General features: G+C 57.2%; 2 protein-coding genes. Both read left to right on the top strand.

The genetic code is table 11. From position 1 onward, the window contains the following. Positions 1 to 266: 266 nt before the first annotated feature. Positions 267 to 1214: a DUF1838 family protein gene (locus B7364_RS08360; protein WP_198534118.1), complete on the top strand. Its 948-nt coding sequence runs from the start codon at positions 267 to 269 to the stop codon at positions 1212 to 1214. A gap of 64 nt (positions 1215 to 1278) precedes the next feature. Next, the gene (locus B7364_RS08355; protein WP_085339548.1) at positions 1279 to 1890 is read left to right on the top strand and encodes a glutathione S-transferase family protein; all 612 of its coding nucleotides are present in this window, start codon (positions 1279 to 1281) and stop codon (positions 1888 to 1890) included. Positions 1891 to 2061: the final 171 nt, after the last annotated feature.

Raw genomic sequence — 2061 nt, 5'->3', positions numbered from 1 at the left:
TTCTAGACAAAAAACTTTCCCCGCCGCCACAATGCCATCCCTGCCGGAAGGAAGCGGCAAGCTGTGACCGCCGCGCCCTCCGCGCCACAAGATTGGGGACGCGGTTTCGCCGTCCGGGATGAGGTCGCAGAAGGCGGTTTTCCGCTTAAAAGACTTTAGCGCAGGCCCCGCCTGTCCATGCCACTGCGTGCCCTCAATTGTCCGGACAAATTTTTGGTGACAAGTCGCAAGTCGCCGCTTAAGACAAGAGCAGAAGAGGAGCTGTCATGACCTATCTAACTGCCCGCCACATGTTTATCGGAGTTGCTGCCTGCCTCGCCGCCCTCACCGGTCCAGCCGGTGCCGCGCCCAAGAAAAAGGCCCCCGCTGTCGCGCCCGCGCCTGCCGCTGCGCCCCTCGATCTATCAACGCCTGAAGGCGTGCTTGCCGCCAATCGCAAGATTCAATGCGACCTGCGCGATGGCGTAGCAGTGACCTATTATTGGGCGGGTGACGCATATTCCCGCCGCCAAGGGGAAGCCGACAAACTGTTGTTCCGCGCCGAGGGCATGAATATTCGGCATTGCGCCACGGTTAAGGACCCCGTGCGCGGCATTGGCTATCGCCTGATCTCGCGTGAGCTTTTGATCTATACCGACCCCAAAACTGGTAAAGTCTTGAGCAAATGGACCAATCCTTGGACCGGGGAAGTGGTTGATGTGATGCATGTTGCCAATGATCCGGTGAACTCCACCTCTTACCTAACAGGCCGTGATGGTCAGCCGATCCGTTGGACCGGCACACTCAGCGGCGATCATTGGTGGACCAATATTACGGTGCCTTTATTCTACACCAACCCACTGGGCGGCAAGTATCAGGCCGAAGTGGGCGGCACCTATCACGCCACCGAAATGTTCAATTTTGCGGGCACAGTCTCAGACTTGGTCAACCCGACCCGAACGACGGCGGAATCCAGTGTTGCATGGGTGCGGATTTCAGACTGGTTGCCATGGATGCGGATGGGCGGCCGCGAGGGCGTGATTTACTTCAACACCAATGGCCGCAAGCTGGACAATTGGGACCAGTTGCCTGCCGTGATGAAGGACGAAATTGCCAAAAATTATCCCGCTTGGACATCGCCTCCCCCTCTGGATGATGCCCGCCCCAATGAAACGTCTTGGACCTATTTCCTCGATATCAAAGAGGGTCGCAAAACCCTCCCGAAACGGGATTAGTTTACAGAAGGGCTCAAAGCTTGGCTTTGGGCCCTTTTTCATGGCGCAAACGTGGAAGAAACGCATGAAACTCTATGGCGAACATAATCCGGCCCCGAACCCCCGTCGCGTTCGAATCTTTTTGGCCGAAAAGGGCCTGGAGGTAGAGCATGTGCATATCCCCATGCGGCAGGGTGCGCATAAAGCACCCGAGTTTTTGACCAAAAACAGCCTCGGCCAAGTCCCCGTGCTGGAATTAGATGATGGCACCTGTATCTGCGAGAGCGTCAGCATTTGCCGCTATCTGGAAGCTGTGCAGCCCAATCCACCGCTTTTTGGCACCACGCCGCTTGAGATCGCGACAATCGACATGTGGATTCGCCGCGTGGAGTGGCAATTGATGAGCCCGATTGGCCAAATCTGGCGGCACACCCATCCCTTTACCGCTGCTCTTTTGACCCAATATACGGATTTCGGCGAAAGCAATCGCGCCCATGCCGACCGCGCCTATCATTGGCTCGACCGGGAGATGGCAGACAAAGCCTATATCGCAGGCGCGGCTTTTTCCGCTGCCGACATTATGGCGCTGACCACCGTGGATTTCGGGAGCTTTATCGGCACGCCCATCCCAGAGGATTGCAGCCACCTCAAGGCGTGGCACGAACGGGTGAGCGCGAGACCAAGCGCGGGTGCCTGAGGCTTGATCATTCAACAATGCGCCATCGGATGCATGCCTTTGGGAGGTGCCATAGCTCAGCCATTCCTAAGCTCTGCCCCGTCGACCTCGTTTTGCTATTGCACCCCTGCGCTTGGAGGTCCCGGATCGTCTGACGCCGTCCGGGATTGTCTGTTTGTGATGTGTCAGTAT

Source organism: Aquidulcibacter paucihalophilus, from assembly GCF_002105465.1.
Taxonomy (GTDB): domain Bacteria; phylum Pseudomonadota; class Alphaproteobacteria; order Caulobacterales; family Aquidulcibacteraceae; genus Aquidulcibacter; species Aquidulcibacter paucihalophilus.
This window is presented reverse-complemented; position numbering and strand designations above follow the sequence as displayed.